At 33.9% G+C, this 20,684-nt stretch carries 18 protein-coding genes and 1 pseudogene; 7 read left to right on the forward strand and 12 right to left on the reverse strand.

Going from position 1 to position 20,684, the window contains the following annotated elements; translation table 11 throughout:
• Positions 1-74 precede the first annotated feature (74 nt).
• Positions 75-785 (reverse strand): Bax inhibitor-1 family protein, encoded by a 711-nt coding sequence (locus tag J3U69_RS00675; protein WP_267412708.1) that lies wholly within the window; start codon positions 783-785, stop codon positions 75-77.
• 175 nt (positions 786-960) lie between these two features.
• On the opposite strand from J3U69_RS00675, the gene rlmD reads away from it, so the two are divergent.
• Positions 961-2,313 carry a 23S rRNA (uracil(1939)-C(5))-methyltransferase RlmD gene (gene rlmD, locus J3U69_RS00680; RefSeq protein ID WP_267412709.1) on the forward strand — a complete coding sequence of 451 codons (1,353 nt, stop codon included), beginning with the start codon at positions 961-963 and terminating at the stop codon, positions 2,311-2,313.
• Positions 2,314-2,493: 180 nt separating this feature from the next.
• Here rlmD and J3U69_RS00685 read toward each other — a convergent pair whose 3' ends face one another.
• The 10 genes and pseudogenes from J3U69_RS00685 to J3U69_RS10425 form a co-directional block, all read right to left on the reverse strand.
• Complete coding sequence (locus J3U69_RS00685) at positions 2,494-2,889, reverse strand: DDE-type integrase/transposase/recombinase (protein ID WP_323848315.1); 396 nt, start codon at positions 2,887-2,889, stop codon at positions 2,494-2,496.
• Positions 2,890-2,898: 9 nt separating this feature from the next.
• Complete coding sequence (locus J3U69_RS00690; protein WP_267412710.1) at positions 2,899-3,048, reverse strand: hypothetical protein; 150 nt, start codon at positions 3,046-3,048, stop codon at positions 2,899-2,901.
• 107 nt (positions 3,049-3,155) lie between these two features.
• Positions 3,156-3,434: a type II toxin-antitoxin system RelE family toxin gene (locus J3U69_RS00695; protein WP_267412711.1), complete on the reverse strand. Its 279-nt coding sequence runs from the start codon at positions 3,432-3,434 to the stop codon at positions 3,156-3,158.
• Between the two features lie 2 nt (positions 3,435-3,436).
• Positions 3,437-3,664: a type II toxin-antitoxin system RelB family antitoxin gene (gene relB, locus J3U69_RS00700; protein ID WP_220269304.1), complete on the reverse strand. Its 228-nt coding sequence runs from the start codon at positions 3,662-3,664 to the stop codon at positions 3,437-3,439.
• A gap of 707 nt (positions 3,665-4,371) precedes the next feature.
• Positions 4,372-4,724: pseudogene (locus J3U69_RS00705) on the reverse strand (IS30 family transposase); the annotation flags it as partial.
• Between the two features lie 289 nt (positions 4,725-5,013).
• A complete protein-coding gene (locus J3U69_RS00710; protein ID WP_267412712.1) occupies positions 5,014-5,415 on the reverse strand; it encodes a type II toxin-antitoxin system death-on-curing family toxin in 402 nt (133 codons plus the stop codon).
• Positions 5,412-5,657: a hypothetical protein gene (locus J3U69_RS00715; protein ID WP_267412713.1), complete on the reverse strand. Its 246-nt coding sequence runs from the start codon at positions 5,655-5,657 to the stop codon at positions 5,412-5,414. The genes J3U69_RS00710 and J3U69_RS00715 overlap by 4 nt, the downstream gene beginning before the upstream one ends.
• A gap of 76 nt (positions 5,658-5,733) precedes the next feature.
• Positions 5,734-5,955 (reverse strand): hypothetical protein, encoded by a 222-nt coding sequence (locus J3U69_RS00720; protein WP_267412714.1) that lies wholly within the window; start codon positions 5,953-5,955, stop codon positions 5,734-5,736.
• Between the two features lie 618 nt (positions 5,956-6,573).
• A complete protein-coding gene (locus tag J3U69_RS10420; RefSeq protein WP_416381931.1) occupies positions 6,574-6,771 on the reverse strand; it encodes a DUF3021 family protein in 198 nt (65 codons plus the stop codon).
• Positions 6,755-7,144 (reverse strand): phage holin family protein, encoded by a 390-nt coding sequence (locus J3U69_RS10425; RefSeq protein ID WP_416381928.1) that lies wholly within the window; start codon positions 7,142-7,144, stop codon positions 6,755-6,757. Before J3U69_RS10425 ends, J3U69_RS10420 begins: the two co-directional genes overlap by 17 nt.
• 279 nt (positions 7,145-7,423) lie before the next feature.
• Between J3U69_RS10425 and J3U69_RS00725 the strand changes: the two genes are divergently transcribed.
• From J3U69_RS00725 to J3U69_RS00750, 6 genes are all read left to right on the forward strand, one after another.
• Positions 7,424-8,845 carry a DUF1837 domain-containing protein gene (locus J3U69_RS00725; protein WP_267412715.1) on the forward strand — a complete coding sequence of 474 codons (1,422 nt, stop codon included), beginning with the start codon at positions 7,424-7,426 and terminating at the stop codon, positions 8,843-8,845.
• Positions 8,838-11,456 (forward strand): DEAD/DEAH box helicase, encoded by a 2,619-nt coding sequence (locus tag J3U69_RS00730; protein ID WP_267412716.1) that lies wholly within the window; start codon positions 8,838-8,840, stop codon positions 11,454-11,456. The genes J3U69_RS00725 and J3U69_RS00730 overlap by 8 nt, the downstream gene beginning before the upstream one ends.
• A gap of 701 nt (positions 11,457-12,157) precedes the next feature.
• Positions 12,158-13,735, forward strand: a complete 1,578-nt coding sequence (locus J3U69_RS00735; RefSeq protein ID WP_267412717.1) for a type I restriction-modification system subunit M — start codon at positions 12,158-12,160, stop codon at positions 13,733-13,735.
• 20 nt (positions 13,736-13,755) lie between these two features.
• Positions 13,756-15,018, forward strand: a complete 1,263-nt coding sequence (locus tag J3U69_RS00740) for a restriction endonuclease subunit S (RefSeq protein ID WP_267412718.1) — start codon at positions 13,756-13,758, stop codon at positions 15,016-15,018.
• Positions 15,019-15,035: 17 nt separating this feature from the next.
• Positions 15,036-18,044 carry a type I restriction endonuclease subunit R, EcoR124 family gene (locus J3U69_RS00745; protein ID WP_267412719.1) on the forward strand — a complete coding sequence of 1,003 codons (3,009 nt, stop codon included), beginning with the start codon at positions 15,036-15,038 and terminating at the stop codon, positions 18,042-18,044.
• A gap of 152 nt (positions 18,045-18,196) precedes the next feature.
• Complete coding sequence (locus tag J3U69_RS00750) at positions 18,197-19,084, forward strand: Mrr restriction system protein (protein WP_267412720.1); 888 nt, start codon at positions 18,197-18,199, stop codon at positions 19,082-19,084.
• Between the two features lie 100 nt (positions 19,085-19,184).
• Here J3U69_RS00750 and J3U69_RS00755 read toward each other — a convergent pair whose 3' ends face one another.
• Positions 19,185-20,414 (reverse strand): SLAP domain-containing protein, encoded by a 1,230-nt coding sequence (locus J3U69_RS00755; protein WP_267412721.1) that lies wholly within the window; start codon positions 20,412-20,414, stop codon positions 19,185-19,187.
• Positions 20,415-20,684: the final 270 nt, after the last annotated feature.

Genomic DNA, 20,684 nt, shown 5'->3' on the forward strand with positions numbered 1-20,684 from the left:
AAAAACCCTCTCCAGAAAAGAACAATACATTCTAATCCGGAGGGGGTAACTTCATTATAACTAACTGCAGCTAATTAGTTGTTATTGCTGCCTGTTCCGCCAAAGATTTCAAGTAAAAACATGAAAATATTGACAAAGTCGAGGTACAACTGCAGGGCACCAAGGACAGCTAAGCCAGTTTCTGCGACCTGATCACCATAATTGTTATAAATGATTTTCATTTTATTAGCATCACTAGCGGTTAGACCGGTAAAAATAATAACACCAATGAATGAAAAGATATAAGTAATGGCTGGATTATGCAAAAACATGTTGACAATCCAAGCTACTAAAAAGCCAATGAGTGCAGCACTTAGATAAGAATTCCAGTTAGATAAATCTTTTTTGGTAATAGTGCCAAACACGGCCATTGCAATAAAAACCGCTGCTGATGAAATAAAGGCAGTGGTAATTTGCGTACCGGTGTAAAAACCAGCAATTAGTGCAAACTCGAAACCATAAATTACCGCTAAAACGCCTAACATTACCAGACTAGCTACCGGGTTGCGGTCGGCCTTAAAGCTGATTCCCATTGACAGAGCAAAGGGAACCAGTAGGATTAGCCACATAATTGATACTGGCATGTTCATGACGGCAGTTCGAAAAACGGTCATGGTTAAGTAAGCAGCTAAGGCGGAAATTAACACAGCTCCAGCCATAAAACCATACATTTTGGTTAAAAAGCCGTTCGTCTCGCTTATAGTGTGGATTTGGCGCCGATCTGAATTTGTTTCAAAATTATTCATAAAAACGTCCTTTCTAGTTGAAATGATTAGTAATAAAACTAACACATTTTTAGATGTGAGTGAAGAGCTATTAGTTAAATTAAATCAAAGTTAAGAATGACCTGGAATGTTACTTTTTCCGCTTTTTCTAGTAAAATAGAGAAGTTAACTAATTGTTTGTAAAAAAGGACAAAAAATGGAAAAAAATCAAATTATTGAATTAGAAATTACTGACTTATCATACGAGGCCATGGGTGTGGCGCATTACGAAGGGATGACCGTTTTTGTCACTAACGCTTTACCAGGTGAAACGGTCAATGCCAAAATCTTAAAGGTCAAAAAGAACTTTGCCTTTGCCAAAATCGAAAAAATTATTAAGGAAAGTCCCGACCGTGTGAACATTAAGCTTAATCAATGGGTACAAACTGGTCTAGCTTCGCTTGCTCATATCAACTATGACAAGCAACTAGAATTCAAACGGAATCAAGTGGTTAATTTATTGCAAAAAGCGCACTTAGACAATGTGGAAGTCGGTCAAACGCTGCCGAGCCCTGAAGAAACAGGTTACCGTAATAAGGCGCAAGTACCCGTGCGTGAAGTTGGCGGTCAACTTGAAATTGGCTTTTTCCGGCGTCATTCACACGATCTGGTGCCGCTAACCAATTTCTTTACAACTGATCCAGAAATTGACCGCGTCTTAGTTGCTGTTCGCGATGTTTTACGTCAGTACCGCGTTCCGGCATATGACGAAATTCATAATGAAGGTGAAGTAAGGTACCTCGATGTTCGTCGCAGTAAAGCTACTGGCGAGATTATGGTCATCTTGGTTTGTTTACATAAGGATTTCCCACAATTGCCAAAAGTTGCGGAAGCGATTAAGGAAATCGAAGGCGTGACCAGCCTTGTGTTAAATTACAATCCGAAGAAAACTAATGTAATTTTGGGCAAAGTCGACTACTTGATTTTTGGTAAGCCGCAAATTACTGATCAAATCGGCGACGTGAAGTTCAGAATTTCACCGGAAAGTTTCTTCCAAATCAACTCACTGCAAACGCCGCGATTGTATGACTTGGCAATTAAAAAGGCCGAGCTTACGCCAGATGATGTTGTCGTTGATGCCTATTCAGGTATTGGGACAATTGGGTTGACGGTCGCCAAGCACGTTAAATCCGTTCGCGGAATCGAAAGCGTGCGTGATGCGGTCAAGGATGCTAATAACAATGCTGAAATAAACGATCTGCACAATGCCAAATATGTGACCGGTAAAGCCGAAGAGGTAATGCCGAAGTGGGCAGCTAAAGGGATGAAGACTGATGTCATTTTTGTTGATCCGCCAAGAAGGGGCTTGACGCCGGAATTTATCGATGCGGCTGTTAAAACCGGTCCCAAGAAGATTGTTTATATTTCCTGTAATCCAGCTACCATGGTGCGTGATTTACAAGAATTCCAAAAATTGGGTTATGATTTTAACCGCATTGACCCAGTTGATATGTTCCCACAAACGCCACATGTTGAGGCGGTAACGGTGCTGGAACGGACTAAAAAATAGGCGATAAATCGCGGACTGGTTGCATTTATCGGTAATTAAAAGTGTACTTTTTCCTCTTTGCACGAGTGGAATTAGTACACTTTTTGCTTTTGACGGTTGAGTATACAATTGGTCTAGTTTTTGAAAAAGGTCGCTCTGTATTGTTCAACCTTCATGATGTGAAAGAGACTCTCGCAGGCCCTATTGTCTGTCGTGGCAGGCCACCCGCCGCGACACGCTTTGAAAAACGTGGTGCTGCTTTAGGGTCTGGCAATATGCTTTGGACTGGTATTGGATACCCTGGTCGCTGTGAATCGTCATGCGGTAAGGTAGTTTAGGCCGGATGGCCAAAACCTGCTTGAGTCCTTCCAGAACATACTTGATTTGCGGCCGCTGACTAATGATGTAGCTGATGATTTCACCACTGTAAAGATCTTTAAAAGGTGAAAAGTATAGCCGTTCGCTCATGCTCTTTTTGCCATAGCGAAACTCGCTGATATCAGTGACTAGCTCTTGATAGGTCTTGTCATGTTCTTTTCTCCAGTTTAAGACTTGGAGCTTGAATTGAGCACGATAATTTTGCAGTGTGTGCCGAATTTCTAAGCCCTACACCCCAAAATGCCGGTATTGCGGATCCCAAGTATCAATTGTTTGATGTGATCCAGCGCCAATTATTTGCTCCAGGGAGCAGCTGTTGCAAACTTCTTTAAGCAAATTAAGAGCTTGTAATTTTTGCTCAACCGTAAATTTAACCATAGTAAAACCCTCCAGATAGATTTTGGTCCAATCTAGAGGGTTAACTTCCAAGCCTATGCTCTTCTTATATTTTATTTTTAAGGCCTATAGGGCGGATAAAAGTTAGCTTACCTTTTTCGTTTGTAGACGTCATTTCTTTTACCTGCCTTTACGACAATAACGGTAAAAACTTCGTCTTGAATATCAGCAATGATGCGATAACTACCAACCCGGTAACGCCATAAAGTACCAAGTTCACCTTCTAGGGGCTTACCCCAAATGCGTGGATTATCTGACCCTTCAACATGTTTGTCGAGCCAATTAATAATTCGCCGCTGAACAGGCTTATCAAGACTTTTCTTGAAATCTTTCAGCGCTTTTTGATTGAATGACCACGTGTATCGCATAATCAAAGACCTAATTGCTTCTTAACATCATCACGAGATACAGTTTGGCCGTGAGATTCGCGGATGTTTTTGACTGCATCTTGGTAGTCAAGACTATCCGCGAGCTTTTCTAGAACAGCATTACGCATAAATTCGGTAGAAGTTTGGCCATCAAGATTTGCTTGTCTATGAATCAGGTTTAAAACGTCTTCATCAAAACGAATGGTAGTAGATTTAGTAGCATTTGCCATGTTTAGACCTCCTCAGATATGTTAATGATATTATACCATAATAGAATGCAGATGCGTTCTACTATGCTTTTTAAAGCATCAATATTCCTCGACCTTCATAAATGAGGTACTTGCCATTTATCCCTAAAACGGGCCAATATTTGAAATTGTGAAATCAAGTTAACAAATACAATGCTTTATATTGAGCAAAAGTAATTGTCCAACTTAGTTAGCGGCACGTGGAGGCGGAAACGGTGCTGGAACGGACTGAAAAATAGGTGGTAAATTGCGGTCTGGCTGCATTTAACAATGATTAAAAGTGTACCTTTTCCGATTTTGATGATGGGAAAGGGTACATTTTTGGCATTTTATAACTTGAAAGTTGTGCTTTGTGGAAAGCTGAAATTGATAATTATGAATATTTATTTATTCACTTAATATGTGCATACCAAAAGTGGCATCACTGATTTCATAAGCTATTTTTTCATATATAATCGAACTAATTTTAAAATTCTTGTAACATCTGGTTTAGTGACTGTTTATATCTTTTCTGAAAATGTCGATAGCAAGCGATTAAAGCAAAATAATGGGTGTGATCATATAGCATGTTCTCTTCTTTAGATAATCTAATAAGCATAAAAAGTTCTCCAATGAAGAGAGCTATAAAAATATTACTAATTTACTTGTTAAAAATAAAAATCGAAAATTGCAATTTTAAGTAGAACACCTTATTTGATTTGGTAAATGTAATCTAATCTTCTTTCATATAATTCATCGGGGGTGTGGTAGGCTAAAATCTTGCCCGGCAGGTTATTGCACCATTCTTCAATGTCATAGATTTGCATTAAGTCATAATCCTTGACATATTTGCCTTTGGGGATAAAGCCTCTAATTAACCGGTTATGTCGCTCAATCCCGCCTTTATCACAAGAAGAGTGTGAGAGTGCGCATAGTAAACCAGTGTCTGTGTTATTTGTTCTAACTGGGCTAGATTCGCAAATTCAAAACCATTATCGGTGGTAATGGCTTTGAAGACCTCGTTTCCGTGTTCTTGATATTGGCTGCGCAAGGTTTTAAAGGCTGGTCTAAAATAGCTAGGTCGTGATGTTTAATGAGGGCAAGCAAATACATAATGTTAGCAGGATTAATGCCATAACGTCAACCCAATCCTTTAGGCCCAAGTTGATAATTCCGCCCAAAATTGAAGATTTCAATTTTATCTTGCTTAGATAATTTAGCCATAATAAAAACCTCGAAGTTGTCCTAAGTTCGGGGTTCATATCATAGACTATGCATTTTTTGTTTGGCTGCTTATACTTCTCGTAAAAATCAAGTGCAAAATAAAAACACCAAATATATAAAATGTGGTGCTAATTATTAGTTTTAGTACTGTGCAATTTAAGGACCTCAGATATTTTCATCATTTCGTCTTCAGAATCATTAGCAAGCGTAACTTGCATTATTAGTGCTTCGCCTTCGTCAGCTGTTAAGTGTGTTTCATAGCCGTTCTTTTTGAGAAATAATAGTGTTGCCAAAAAAGCTGTTCGTTTATTACCGTCAACAAAAATATGTTTTTTAGTAATTTTTTGCATAATGTAAGCTGCCTTTAACCAAATAGTTGGGTAAAGTGTATGCCCAAAAACAACCATTTGCGGTTGTTCAATGACTAAAGAAAGGCCTTCAGGGTATTGGATGCCTTGGTAACTTTGACCAACTCCTTCAAGAACATATTTATTAATAGCAATAATTTCCGCTGTGGTTAAGTAAATCATTCTTCTTTCAGGCGCTCCATTAATTCTTTATTTTCATTAAATAATTGTTTAATCATATTCTGAGTGTTGGAGCTTACTGTTTGTTTCTTACGGAAGGTAATTGTCTGTCCGTCTGGTGAAATTGTTTTTTCAAATTCATCACCAGGCTTAGCCTGCAGAATTTCTTGATCACTTTTTGTTAACCTAAGACCAAATGAATTACCTGCTTTAAAAAATTTAGAGTTTCCTGTTAGTTTTAACATCATATCACCTCGTAACTACATATTAGCATATGGTGATTACGACAGCTACTAATGATTCTTAATTTAAAAAATTTGATCAGTCGGCTGCTGCAATTATCTGCTTTTTCTTATAAATTTTTAGCATAAGAGCCAAGGTAACGGCGAAGGCCGTTAAAATTACATATAAGGAATGGTTAACCTTTGTGGCACTAGTAATACTTAAAAAATAGCCGAAGTCGGGCGAGCCGTCAATTACTAAAATGGCATTTAAAATACCCATTGATGAGACTAAAACATTTCGGACGACTGCTAAAATCAAGTTTCAGCTACTATTGTCGGTAACAAGCAGCAAAAAGGCAATCATGTAAAGGACAAAGATCAAGACCAAAATTATCTGGTCAAAGTTAAAGCGGGTATGCAGAATTTCTACTTGCTGGGGATGCCCGAATATGGCAAAGAGGTAGAAAAAGAGCTGGAAAAGTATCAATGACTTACAGTCGGCACTTGCCGAGTTTAAGCAAACAACAAAAAAGTTGAACATCCGACGAAGGAAGTTCAACTTCTTTGTTTTATAAGAGGAGGCGTTGATTTCATTAATCCAATTATCAAAGTTGATTAGGATGCCGTTTGCCTCAGTTTTACTGTTCTCAGACTACTTTAGCCTTTGGTGAAAAAATTGCTTATCCTAGCCTCATTATTAGTGGATGATAATCAAAGCCATTTTCGAGTTTATCTAACAGTGGATTATAAATAAATTCAGTAGTAGTTTTACTAGCTAAGTTGGCCTGCTCGTAAATCAGATTAAGTAGATTTTTATTGAAACGAATCGTAATAGATTTAGTAGGTACCTTAATGTAAGTTTCTTAATCTTATTAAAACTGTTTTAGCATGCCAGAACCCATGAGCAATCTACTAGGGCAATCATATTTCTTAATAATTACTGCTTTTTGATTTTTTGATTAATGCGCTTTATTTCTCGGGCAGCTTTCCAGTAATAAAAAGTCCAAATTATCAAAAAGATCACAATGAACTCAGTTGTGAAAATAATCATGTCTATCCAATTTAACGGAAACCAACCTGCCCAAGCCATTTGACCAGTATAGAAGAATACCGCTCTATCATAAAAAAAATATATAGAGCAGGTATTTTAATTTGTTACTTAGTCGATTTACTATAGGTAATCCTAGACAATTTATATTGTTGAGCAAAGAAAAAAACTGTTGAGTTGAATAAATTTGCAAAATAAAAGATCGTAAAAAAATATTCGACTTAATAATATAAGTTTCTAAAAGATGCACAGATCCAACTATGATTAAAATTGATATCTTACGAAAAATAGCAGATAAATTAATTGCCTCGATCGGCTTAGCTTTAATAATCACGCAGAAAACATTTACTAAGTAGTCTAGAAGTATGTATGTAATTAAAACATATAATTGATTATTGATATCCCCTAGAAACCAATATAACAATTTTGTTATAAAAGTAATAAATATATGGAATTTCATTTAATTCTCCTTGTGAAAAATTAGCATATCTTTCCGCTAAATAGCTAAGTATAATAATTTAAAAAGTCAAGCTAACGGAAAACAATCACGTCTAATTGTATATTTGACTTTAGAAAAATAATAAAATAATAAGTAACAAAAAAATATGGCAAAAATGATCCAAAGTATTCCATTTTCTATTCCACTTTTAAAGTTTATATATGGATATAAAGTTGACAACAAATTTGGGTACTTGTACCATAATTTATATATATTAAATAGGAAAAATATGGAGGGGAAATGGAATACAAACTTAAATTTGGTCTATTTTTAACGTACATTTGGGCGTCAAGCAATTCATTAACACAGATAAGTATATGCCAGATTATATTTAATATTTTTTCTCCTCGTTATGAAGTTGACACTTCATGTGCTGGTCATATGAAGGGTTGTAACAGGAACCTACCAATTGAAATTACCAGTCAGCTAAATAAAATAAATAAAGACGATATTCGAAATGATATAAATAAACAATTGATACCCTGCATTAATGAGAGAAAAAAACTAGTTAACTGCTTGATTTATGAACTTAAGACAGATAATTCAATTGATGACGATACGAAAATTGGATCTGAAAGTTCATATACCAAGGCTGAATACATCGGAAAGAAAGAAATCAATCTTTCAGATATACTAACTGATTTTTTAATTTATACTCTTAGAAGAAATGAAAATAAAGATGAGCAAACAAACAAAAAAATTAAAACAATAACTAAGAAATCATTTCAAAAAATGGATAGTCCAGGCGAAATTGAAGTGATTATTGATTTAGAAAAACCAGCAAAAAACTTACCACTAACTATGATTAGTGATGACTTCGAAAATGTATTCACTGAAATTGCAAATGAAAAACTTTGTGTGCCAAATGAAAATAATATTCATGCATACTTGTTAAATTCCAATGCTTATAGAATTGATTATAGGAAACTTGAGGGAATAATAAGTGACAATATTTTGAACTATGTTTATTCAAGAAAGGATTTTAATGGTAAATTTAATTCAAAGGCATTTGTTTATGCTTTAAATAAGTTAAGAGAAAATTACAGTTATGATGAATTAGGACAAATACTGTTATATATATTTCTTGAACATGTTTTAGGTGCACCTAAGCTAATGAGTAAATTAGAAATGCGTTCTAATTTTGTAGAAAGTGATGGTATGTTTTTAAATAATCTTGAAGGCCAAAACTATCAAATAGTATTAGGAACTTCGAAATTATATGATTCTATAACAAAAGCGGTTGACAACATAATTACAAAAGTTTCAAAAATAGTGAACAGTGGCTTTACAGAGTCTGCACTTATCATAGACACAAATTTTAAAGAAAAATTTGATGAAAGTGAGCTACGTAATTTAGAGGGTATTCTTAAACCTAGTAAAAATAACCACCTTAGAACTAATGCTTTCGGAATATTTATAGGTTATTCATTGAAACTTGAAGAAAATAAATTATTTTCTTTAAAAGAAAGTGAGGCATGTGAATTGGTTAAAACCACTGTAAAGGAGGATCTTAAAACATTAATTATTTATCTGAATGAAAAAATTACTTCCTATAAGCTTCAGGAATATTCATATTATGTATATCTGTTGCCTTTCCATAAAGTAATTGAAGATACCAATAAAATAATGCTCGATATAATAGGTGGAAATAAAATTGAATAAAACATTAGAAGAATTTATATTTAGAAATCTAGAGAAGGATGATTATCTTTTAGAATTGTATCAAGAGTTACTAGAGGCATATTGTAATAAATTGTTTAATAAGAACAATTCAAAAATAGGTTTTGACTTAAATGATATCTTAAGGTTCGCCGATTTATTATCACATTCAGAGGGACAAGAGGAATCAGAGTTTCACCATAATTTATCTCAAGGTATTATGGCCATGATAGATTCTTTATATCCTAGGAATGAAAAAGTTAAGGTTTTTGAAAAAGCAATTTTAAAAACTTTAAATAATTATTTCGCTTTATCAAAATTAAAGCAATCTAATAGTCAAAATAGAAAAATAGAAGGCGACTATTTGATGAATTATATACTTGAAAAGTATCAAGAAGATTATTTAAAGATTCCTGGATCCGAGAATTTAAAATTTATTGAATCTCAAAAAGAAATATTTGATAAATTAGAAAATGATTTTGTCAGTTATTCTGCTCCAACGTCGATGGGAAAATCTTTTATAATGAGGATGTTTATAAAATTTAAGATAAAAACGGGAGAAACCAATGATTTCGCATTTATAGTTCCTACCAAGGCATTAATAAATGAAACGTATTCTAAAATAATAAATGATCTTAAATCTCTATTAAAATCGAAAAATTATAAAGTAATAAGATCCGTAAATGAGATTTCGGATCATGATAAAAGTAATCATATTTTTGTCATGACACCCGAAAGAATGATGTATCTACTTAATAGCCCCATTGATTTTAAGTTGGCTTATGTTTTTATCGATGAATCTCAGCGTATGTCAAAGAATGATTATAGGAGTACTTTTTATTATCAAATAATTGACCTTTTGCAAAAAAGACATGACAGACCACTCATATCTTTTGCATCACCAAATATTCCAAACCCGGAAGTATATTTAAAACTTATTAATAAGAAAAAACAAAATGAATATGCAAAACATATTAGATTTTCTCCAGTAAACCAACTTTTTTTCAAAATAGACTATAATAAAATGAAAATTAGTTGCTTCAATTCATTAGAAAAAAATTTTTCTGAAGTTACATCTTTCAAAAGCAAGCATCTTTCAAAAGCAATTTTATTTGTAGAAAAAAAAGATAAACAAAGTTTGGTTTATTGTAGAAGCACTAAACAAGCGGTTGAAGAAGCAATTGACTTAGCTAATCAATTACCAGTAATAAAGGATACTGAACTAAATAATTTATCCGAAAAAATTTCTAAACAAATTCATTCTGATTATTATTTAGCTGAGTTAGTGAAAAAAGGCGTTGCATATCATGTTGGCTATTTACCTGAAAACGTGAAAAGTGAAATTGAGGAAGAATATCGCCGAGGAAAGATCAAGATTATTTTTTGTACTAGTACACTGATGGAAGGAATAAATCTGCCTGCAGATAATTTGTTTATAACTAGTTTAAAAAATGGTCAAAAAGCAATGGATCAAATTGATTTTTATAATCTTGTTGGTAGAACAGGACGATTAGAATATTCTATACTTGGACATGTATTTTTGATTGTATCAAATTCTAAAGAGAATGTTGAAAAAAAATATTCAAAGTTTCTAAAATCTAAAATATCTTCTCAAGATTTAGCTATTAATTCTGTCTTAAAGAAAAAAGAAGTGGACCTAATTGTTGATTCATTGCTGAGAGGAGACCTTACTTTAAGCAATCTGTTTGAAAAGTACCCAAAATCTGAGTATTTAGTTTTAAGAAAATATATGTTGATTTATATACAAAGCCTCAGAAATAATAGAAAAGGTGCTGTAAGAAAAAGGTTCAGATTGTTCATATCAGATGATATTGAGCAACGGATAAAATTAGTGTTGGATAAGAATTATTTTGAAAATAAAATAAAAAGCTTTGATAATGATATCAATGTTTCCCCAGATCAAATTTTGACACTGCAAGCTTTAATAGAAAATAATGAATCTTTTCCAAAAATTTATAAGGATGTTGGACCTAATTACAATGAAACAGTATTTTTTCTAGAAAAACTTGCTAAAGCATTTAATTGGGAACAGTATGAACCAAAAGATTTAGGAAAAAAAACTAATGGGGAATATAGAATGCTAAAATGGTATGCAGTGATATTAATTCAGTGGATTTCAGGTTATGGGTTAAGTAATATATTGAGTGAAGCAATTGAATATAAAGAGAAGAATCCGAAAAGCTCAATAAGAGTTAATGGAGAGCTAATTGATTATAATGGATCGCGCAAACATAAAAATTATATTATTAATGATACGCTAAAGGTATTACAAACGCAGATATTATTCAAATTATCGAACTATTTTTTGAGATTTTCAAAAGAATATATGAGAGATCATCGACTAAAGCGAATGGATAATAACTGGTATGAATTTGTGGAATATGGAACTTCTAATGAATTCCGAATATGGCTACAAAAATGTGGTTATTCACGAGAAGCAACTTATTATATAGAAAAACATAAAGAATTTTATTTCTATAAAGACGGAAACTATTTTTTGAATTCTGAAATAATCGAATCAAGTGATATGAATGTTAGAACTGAAACACAAAATATTATGTATAATAGACCAGAAATTTTTGATATAAAGTAGTGTTAACTTAGTTCTGCATCAAAATTAAAATTCTTTAGGCAATAAGCTCTCACATGGATTTAAGCTTTTAAATCTTAAAAAATAAATATTTTTAATTTATCTCATATTAATTTATTTCTAATAATTATTGGCTAAAAAATACTAAAGTTTTAACTTTGATTGAGATTACTGCTAATGTTTTAATAATATTCGATACCAAATATTAATATTTTGTAAGAATAAGTTTTTATTTATAAAAGAAAGTTTTCGGCTAATTAGTCTTGTTGCGTGGGAAACTGATATTATTACTAGAATTTAATTTTTACTTTTAATTAAATACAGTAATAAATAAAATTATAACTAGCAGGAGTCAAACACTAATTGATTAGGTATCATACTACTAAGTAGTTTGATACCTTTTGTTTTAATTATATTTCAAGTTAGATTATGTGAAGTTTTAGCAGCATCTGGAGTATTTATCTAGTTGAAAAGATTGCTTGATACTATAAAATAATATTTTTAATTTTTGAAAACGAAAGCTAATTCCAGAGGTCTCATTCAGTTGATATCAAACAATGATACAATTAACTCTGAGTTATTACAGTAGCTCTTTAATCAATTTGGATTCTAGACCTAATAATTAAAAAGAACTTAATCTTATTGCACAAAATTAGAGACTATAATTTGTACGAATATATAAAACAAGAAAAGTTGGAGGAAAAATGTCAAATACAACTACAAGTTTGCAGCAAGGGCTATTTAGTGCTGCTGATTCATTGCGCTCGAAGATGGACGCTAATCAATACAAAAATTATTTATTAGGAACAGTTTTCTATAAATATTTGTCTGACCATATGCTTTATTATGTTTTGGAGCTTTTAACTGATCAATCAGATGGAACGCTTGAGCAAGCTCAGGAAGTATATGAAGAAAACGCTAATGAGCAGGACCTAATTGATGAGCTAAAAATGTCCTTGGGCTATGTAATTGAGCCAGAATACACGTACAATAGTATTTTAAAAGCTGTGAATGATCATTCATTCCAAGTTAAGCAATTGGGGGATGCTTTTAATAAAATTGAAAGTAGTGATCAAGACTTTGAAGGCTTGTTTGATGACTATGATTTGTATTCTAAGAGTCTGGGAAGCACCGCGCAGAAGAGAACAGACACGATTGCAAATGTAATTCAAGCAATTGGCAAAATTGAATTAGTAAAAACTCCTGGTGACAGCCTAGGTGATGCGTACGAATATTTGATCAGTCAGTTTGCCTCAGAATCTGGTAAAAAGGCGGGCGAATTTTACACGCCGCAACAAGTTTCACAATTACTGACCCGTTTAACATTAGTAGGCAAAGATTATACTGACGGCATGGCCGTTTACGATCCGGCAATGGGTTCAGGCTCGTTGCTATTAAACTTTAAAAAGTATGTTCCCAACCATGACCGTATTACCTATTATGGTCAAGAAATTAACACCTCAACCTATAATTTGGCCAAAATGAACATGATTCTGCACAATATTGACCAAGCAAATCGTCACCTTCGCAATGGTGATACGTTAGATGAAGATTGGCCTGCTGAGGAAGTCAATAATTTTGATGCTGTCGTCATGAATCCGCCGTATTCGTTAAAGTGGTCTGCTAACAAAGGTTTTTTGGATGATCCACGCTTTTCTCCTTACGGCGTTTTACCGCCAAAATCGAAAGCCGATTATGCTTTCTTATTGCATGGACTGTATCATTTAAAGCACAGCGGGGCAATGTCAATCGTTTTGCCACACGGAGTGTTATTCCGGGGAGCTGCTGAAGGTAAAATTAGGCAAAAGCTGCTTGAGAATGGTTCTATTGATGCAGTAATTGGTCTACCTGCAAACTTGTTTTACAGTACCAGTATTCCAACAGTGATTATTGTGCTAAAGAAAGATAAGCAGGACCGTGATGTCTTGTTTATTGACGCTTCTAAGGATTTTGAAAAGGTCAAAACGCAGAACAAGTTACGAGAAGAAGATATTAACCGAATCTTGGAGACTTATGCTAAACGTAAAGATGTCGAAAAATATGCTCATAAAGCTAGTTATGACGAAATTAAAGAAAATGACTTTAATTTAAATATTCCGCGTTATGTAGATACCTTTGAAGAAGAACCTCCTGTAGATGTGCAAAAGTTAGCCTCTGATATGCAAGCTATTAAAAATGAAGAAACACAAGTAACTGATGAGATCAAAAAAGCGATGGACGAGCTGGTTGGAACAGATGAAGAGGCTAAAAAAGTACTTGATCAATTAAAAAACATTTTATAAAAGATGGTTAGGTTGGATAAATGAGTGAAGATAAACTTGTACCAAGTATCAGATTTAAAGGCTTTGAAGAAGAATGGAAAACTGATAAATTAGGTAAAGTAACAAAATATGTGAAGGGCTTTGCTTTCAAATCAAAGGATTATACTAATACAGGAATTAGAATTGTTAGAGTGACTGACTTAACTGAAAATAAAATTGATGAGTTGAAGAAAGATTCTACCTTTGTTTCTTTGAAAACAGCTGAATCATATCAAAAATATAGAATTTATAAAGGGGATATAATTATAACTACTGTTGGCTCAAAAACGGAGCTAAAAAGTTCATCAGTAGGCAGAGCAATATTTGTCAGTAAAAGTGTTAATTATCTATTGAATCAAAATTTAGTAAAATTGTCGACTATCAATAAAATTAATAGCCCGTTTGTTTATTTTTTACTTTGCAAACCAAACTATTCTAACTATATATCTAGAATAGAACGTGGTAATGCTAATCAAGCTAATATAGCAATTGATGATCTATGGAAGTACAAATTTAAAATTCCACAGTTTTCTGAACAACAAAAAATTGGCGATCTTTTTGCTAAATTAGACCGACTACTTGATTTGCAGCAGCAAAAGCTCGACCAGTTGGAATTGCTGAAAAAAGCCCTGTTGCAAAAGCTATTTCCTAAGCAAGATGAAAAAATACCAGAATTGCGGTTTAAGGGGTTTGAAGACGAATGGAAAACTAATGCCTTGCAAGAAATATCCAAAATTGTTGGCGGAGGGACACCAGATACTAATAAAGCAGACTACTGGAACGGTGATATCAATTGGTATTCGCCAACTGAAATAGGGAAAAAGCCATTTGCATATTCAAGTAATAAAAAAATTTCTAAAATAGGGCTAAAAAAGAGTTCAGCTAAGTTACTCCCAGCAAATAAAACAGTTTTATTCACTAGTCGTGCAGGTATTGGCGATATGGCAATATTAAAAACACCTGCAGCTACTAATCAAGGTTTTCAATCTTTGGAGTTAAAGGATAATGTATACCCGTATTTTGTTTATTCATATGGATTTGAAATTAAAAGAAAAGCTAAAAAATTAGCCTCTGGATCTACTTTTTTAGAAATATCTAATAAAGATATGAAGAGAATAACTTTAGAGTTTCCAAATGTAAAAGAACAACAAAAAATAGGCAACCTTCTCGCAAAAATAGATCGCTTAATTGAACTTGAAAATAAAAAATTTAGTAATTTAAAGCTAGTTAAAAAGTCCTTACTGCAAAATATGTTTGTTGAATAGTTGGAAAGGAGAATGACATGGTATTGACTTCGGTAAAAGAATCTCAAATGGAAGAAGCGCTGATTAATCATCTGACGCAAGGGACTAATCAGTGGCATCTACGAGAAGATTTAAGAACAATTCCGCAATTATGGGATAATTTTTTCAAAATTCTAGAAGATAATAATCGTGATCAGCTTCGTGATGTTCCTTTGACGACCAATGAGAAAGAGACCATTCGGACGCAAATCACGCGGCCCAATTTTTATCAAGCTGCCAAATTTTTGTCAGGTGCCAATCGGCAAGTGCGACACCATTTAAAGCGTGATAATTCGGCTTTGCCAGATGCAGATTTATTAATTTTAGACAATACTAACGTTTCCGGTGGGTCATCAGTATACGAAGTTGTTCACCAAGTTGAAGTCAATGCTTCTGGCATGTCAGCTCTTGATCAGGATCGACGCTTTGATGTTACTTTGCTTATTAATGGCTTGCCCTTAATTCATATCGAATTAAAAACACCCAATTTTCCTTATATGGATGCCTTTAGGCAGATTCAAAAGTATATTAAAGAAGATAAATTTAGCGACATTTATAACTTTGTTGAAATGTTTGTTGTAACTAACGGTACTACTACGCGCTATATTGCAGCAGGACAGAAGTTGAATGCCAATTTTTTGACCACCTGGATTGATCTCAATAAGAAGCCGGTAGATGATTATCTGGAGTTTGCGGAAGCAGTTTTATCAATTCCAATGGCGCATCATCTGATTGCTGATTACACGGTTTTGGATGATAAAGCACAAAAAATTATTTTGCTTAGGCCGTACCAAATTCAAGCAATTCAGGCAATTTTTAATGCTTCAAAGGCTCGCAAGTCTGGCTTTGTTTGGCATGCTACTGGATCGGGTAAAACTCTTACGTCTTATAAAGTAGCGCGTAATTTATTACAAATTCCTGCTATCGATAAGACAATTTTTCTAATCGATCGTAAAGACTTGGACATGCAGACTACGACTGCGTTCAAAACCTATGCCAACAACGATACGATTGATGTCGACGATACTGCAAATAGTTTTGAGCTGGCAAAGCAACTGGGTGATGGTAATCGCAGCGTGATTGTGACGACTAGACAAAAAATGCATGCAATTTTTAAACGGATGGAGAACTCACCTGAGATTGCAACAAAATATGCGAAATTAAAGGACTTGCAGTTAGCTTTTATTGTTGATGAGTGCCATCGGGCGGTTACGCCAGCACAAAAACGCGAGCTAGATAAGTTTTTCAATCGTCAGCCGTTATGGTATGGCTTCACTGGAACGCCCATTTTTGATGAAAATGCTCGAACAGAAAATGGCCAGGAGGCTAGAACGACCGAGCAATTATATGGTCCGGTTTTACACACTTATACCATTGAAGATGCGATTCATGATAAAAAGGTTCTAGGTTTTAAAATCGACAATCAAGGCGATAGCAATCAAAGTGATAACGATGAAGTTTATTTGACTGATGCTCATATGAAGGCGGTAGTTAAACGGGTTTTAGATTTGTCATATCGTAAGCAGGGCCTAAGCAACGGTCACCGTTATTCGGCGATTTTTTCAACTTCATCAATTAAACAAGCGCAAAAATACTACCGCATTTTTCGCGAGACTATTGATAAAGGTGAAGTTCCTCGGCGGATTCAAAAAGTGGCGCCTGATTTTCCAAGAATAGCTATTACGTATTCAATCTCGCAAAATGAAGCTGAATCGGCTGCTAACCAAGAAGAGATGAAAGTATCATTGCGAGATTATAATCAGATGTTCAATACTAATTTTTCCATGTCTGAATTAGGTGGTTATAACCATAACGTTAACGATCGCTTAGCTTGTAAAGAAAGGGTATATCAAAAGCCTAACCAGCAACTTGATATTGTAATTGTTGTCGACCGGCTGTTAACTGGTTTTGACGCACCGCGGCTTTCGACCTTGTATCTTGACCGGCCGCCAATGAATCCACAGAATTTAATTCAAGCTTTTTCAAGAACTAACCGGATTTATGATGTAGGAAAAACTTGGGGGCAAGTGGTTACTTTCCAATATCCTGATCAGTATAGTGACGCCATTGATACTGCGCTGACGCTGTATGCCAAAGGTGGCACGAATGATGTTTTAGCGCCAGATTGGTCAACTTCTAAAAAACGTTATCAAAGTGCTCGGAAAAAAATTGATCAGTATGTTCAAAATCCGGAAGCAGTCGACCAACTTGCTGATGCTCCTATTAAAGAACAAAAGAAGTTTCTGAAAATTTTCCAGGAATATGATAAGACACTTGCAGCTATTAAAACCTATGATGAATTAGACACGCAAGAGAATCTGCCGCCGGCTGAACAGATAGATATTAATGATATTCCTTCGGCAACTCTTGATCGACTTGAGGGTACTTACAATAACATTATTGATGAGCTCAAGGCGGATAATGGTGAAAGCGATGAGCCAGTTGATATCGGGATTGACGAAGACTATGAGCTGGAATCTTTCCATACCAAAGAAGTTGATGAAGGTTACATTATGGGGTTGATCAGAGATTATATTTCTGATTCTAATAATGAAGTAAAGCAGCAGGCTTTGCCACAAGATTCAAGTAATCAAGCACAAGTCGACGATTATATTGATCAATACGCTAAGACTAATAAACCGCGCGCTGACCATATTCGCAGTCTTTGGAATGACGTCCAACGTGAACCTCAAAGATATTCTGCTCAAAAAGTTGAAGAAATCTTGCAACAAGAAATTGATCAAGAGAGTCAGCAAATTTTGCAAAACTTTGCGAAGAACTATGGCTTGAATTATAGTAATCTCCAATATGTCGTTAAGAACTATGATCCTGATGTTAAAAATACGAAGGGGATGGGAGATTTAACGAGTAGGAAGTTTTTTGAAAAATATAAAGAAGAACATCCAAATAGTGATTTAACCAATTGGCTTAAATGGAAATCAGAGGTTCGTGAAAAGGTTAAAGCAGTATATACCACTAAGATTAAGCCCCTAGAAACAGAAAATTAAAAAGTAAAAATGGCACAGGTTTGCTTCCTAAGCAGATGTGCCATTTTTATTATTGCCGGTAATTGAACCTGGTAGTGAGATTGTATGAATATCATCATAGATTTATAATAAAAGATAGTAGTGTAATTGAGATAGTTAAAGGAACAATTTAAATGGCTAATCGACAAATTAATAGTGAAAATTTGGCAATGAAAGAAGTTTTAATTGCGATGCATAAACTTGGCGGTCAAGTGACCAGAAAAGATATACGTAATGAAATTCGTGATAGTTCTGAGGTCATTTCTGAAGCCGAAGTTGATAAAACACGAGTATCTAAAAAAACTGGTGAAAGATATCATCCTTTTGATTACACAATGAACTTTGCCGTTAAATATTTGATTTTAGTTGGTTTTATTAATACGGATGATAATCGAGCACTTGAACTGTCAGAAAAAGGGCGCAAGGTTAATTTTGATAATTTTGACGCGGTAAAAGATGTTCGTCCATTTTTGGAAGACAGTAGTTCAAATGAATTAAAGCAAAAACATTTAATAGAAATTGATTCTGCCAAAACCGCAACTGATGAAGAAACGGAAGAGGACCAGTGGAGAGAAGACTTGCTCGATGCCTTGATGAAAATGAACCCCAAGAAGTTTGAACTTTTTTGCCGGGGCCTTTTAACCAAAATGGGTATTGACGTCGATGACAAAATTGGCGTTAGGTACGTAGCTGATGGTGGCTTAGACGGTTTTGGTTATGTTCGTTCAAATGATTACCGTACAACTAGAGTTGCTCTACAAGCAAAGCGTTGGCAAGGCAAAGTTTCTTCTCCTGAAATTGATAAATTTAGAGGAGCTATGGATAAATATAATGCGGAATTTGGAATATTTATTACTAATTCTGATTTTACCCGTGATGCTGTGAAGACTGCTCGGCAGGGAACACGGATTATTACCCTGATCAATGGTGATGAAATCTGTGATTTAGTTGCCAAGTATAATTATTACGTTGAACCGGTAACTACTTACCGATTGAAGGATTTTTATACGGATAAAGATTAATTGAATAAAAGTTATTATTAAAGGGTTAACCATACTAAAGATTCTATCGAAAAAACTGACTTAATTTTTCTTATCTAAGGAAACATTAAGTCAGTTTTTGTTAATTTGCGTTATAGTAATTTGTCCACTCAGTGCCTGTTCCAGCAACTTCAATAAACACTAATCCAACCGTTGAATAAGTACCGTCCCAGTTATAGTTTAATCCTAATGAAGCAAATGCTTTCTTATCAAATAAACCTACAATTTTACTTTCGTAAAATGGATCATTTTTTAAACTATTGAAGATTTCAGTAGCAACATGTTCAGTATTACGATCATATAAATTAAAGTTGGCAGGTGCTCCAATATAATTACCATAATACTTATAATGGTCAACTGCTTGAACCGCATTCATACCCTTACTTGCTAAGGTTGGTAAATATTTTGCAACTTCTTGATTATTTATATCTTCTGAATACAAAAACATATTGTTTGAGCTTGAAGAAACTTTTTTAATAAAAGTATCTAATTCTGGATTAGATTTGTATTTTTCATAACCATTTTCAACTCTATAATTCTGAATTTTTTCCCATAAATAATCTTTTATCTGTGCTAATTCCTTGTCAGAAAAATAAACATATCCTTTTTCTTTTAATAAATAATCTATTTCTTTTTGAGTAGGCTTGTCTCTCTTGGACTCGTTTTGACTACTATTAACATTATTTTGTGTAGATTGAGTAGGGACATTAGAAATACTAGTTGGTTTATCATCAATTACTTTAGCTTCGTTCGCTTTAATAAAACGATTATTTTTTAAAGCATAATATTCTTGGCCCTTAATTTTAGCTTTACCTTTAGCGACTGTAACTAAACCTTTTTTAAAAGTAATTCCTAATGAGTGGCCCTTACTATTAAATACTGGTGCTGAATTAAGCAGTTTTATTGCTAAAACATACTTGTTTTTGCTATTAGGCTTTTTTCCTAGTACATTAGAGGCTTTAATTAATCGACCCTTAGACAAAATATAATATTTTTTGCCCTTAATTGTTTTAAGACCATAAGTTACAAAACGGCGTCCTTTTTTCAAGCTCTTTTTACTGTTGCGAATGCCACTCTTGTTATATACATAGGCATTATGCTTCAAGCTTACACTATGAGAAGTTTTTGTAGCTTGTGCTGTTTGTGCACTATTAAGTGCTCCCAACGTACCAACACTAAATAATGCAGTAATCATTACTCTAACTAACCGTTTTTGTTTTCCCATTTTTATTTTTCCTTTTCTACTGTGTTTTTGGTATATAAAAATAACGATAAATTTCATAATTATTAATTTTCTAGTATCCTGTGCCATTTGGCATCGTCCAGCCCCATATATGCGTAATTATCAACTTAAAAGTGAATTTTAGTAAATTTATGAAGCCTTTGAAACTCTCTATAGGCTTGGTCAGAAAGTTTTTATATGAGCTTACTCATTGTTACTAGAATCAGTTTTCTAAATGACTTTATCTTTTTCAATAGTATTTCTTTAACTATCATCCAAATTGACATGATTTAGTCTGCAATTTTATCTTAAGCATAAGTATGATCCAAAGTAGGGTTTAATCTACAAGTGGCATTCTTA

Origin of the sequence: Lactobacillus sp. B4026 (genome assembly GCF_026535825.1) — a bacterium.
GTDB classification, from domain to species: domain Bacteria; phylum Bacillota; class Bacilli; order Lactobacillales; family Lactobacillaceae; genus Lactobacillus; species Lactobacillus panisapium.